Genomic DNA, 902 nt, shown 5'->3' with positions numbered 1-902 from the left:
GATTGTTCAGAGTTTCCTTAAGAGTGGGATCAGATTTGAGCAAACTGTCCAGGACCGTGGATATCTCGGTGAACATGTTCTCGGGAAGATAGCCGGAATCTGAGCGTGGATAGGTCGTGGCTTTATGTGTTTCATAAAGCGACTGTGCAATATCGAGCGTTTCCTGCACATCCAGACCAAATTGCTTCGAGCACACTTCCTGCAAAGTGCTCAGATCGAACGGTAAAGGTGGGCCTTCTCGGACTCGCTCGGTTTCAACCGCCTGGACCTGAACTGCGCCGGCGGCACCAATTCGTTCAGTTGCCTGGCGGGCAATGCTCTCTTGTAGGCAACGGCCAGCATCGTCCGTAGCGGACTGCGGAGGAAGCCAAGTTGCGAAAAATTGCTGTGCTTCACTGGATAGTCCGACTTCCACTGTCCAGTATGGAACAGACACGAAATGAGCAATTTCCCGATCTCGATCAACGACCAACCGCAATGTGGGAGTCTGCACACGTCCGACGGAAAGCACGCCTTCATAGCCAGCCTTCCTACCTAACACGGTGAACAGGCGGCTGAGGTTCATGCCAATCAGCCAATCTGCACGCGAGCGTGCCAAGGCTGAGAAGTACATTGGAAGCGTCTCGCTTGAAGGCTTGAGCGCACCCAGCGCCTTGCGGATAGATGCGTCGTTTAAGGCGGACAGCCAGAGGCGCTGGATTTTCCCGCGATAACCGCACAGCTCAATGATTTCACGGGCGATCAATTCGCCTTCACGATCGGCATCGGTTGCGATGACTAGTTCGGTTGCCTTGCCAAGCAGTTGCTTGACGACTTTGAATTGCGAAGCGGTCTTGGGTTTGACCTCAACACGCCATCGCTCAGGAGCAATAGGTAGCTGCTCTAGGGAAACTCTGAACAAT

General features: G+C 53.5%; 1 protein-coding gene. It reads right to left on the bottom strand.

All coding sequences use genetic code 11. The annotated features are described in order from the left end of the window. Positions 1 to 902: DNA topoisomerase (locus J7367_RS21890; RefSeq protein ID WP_244672364.1), on the bottom strand; the 902-nt coding region annotated here is incomplete at both ends.

This window comes from Xanthomonas sp. D-36-1 (genome assembly GCF_017746155.1).
Classification (GTDB): domain Bacteria; phylum Pseudomonadota; class Gammaproteobacteria; order Xanthomonadales; family Xanthomonadaceae; genus Xanthomonas; species Xanthomonas cissicola.
This window is presented reverse-complemented; position numbering and strand designations above follow the sequence as displayed.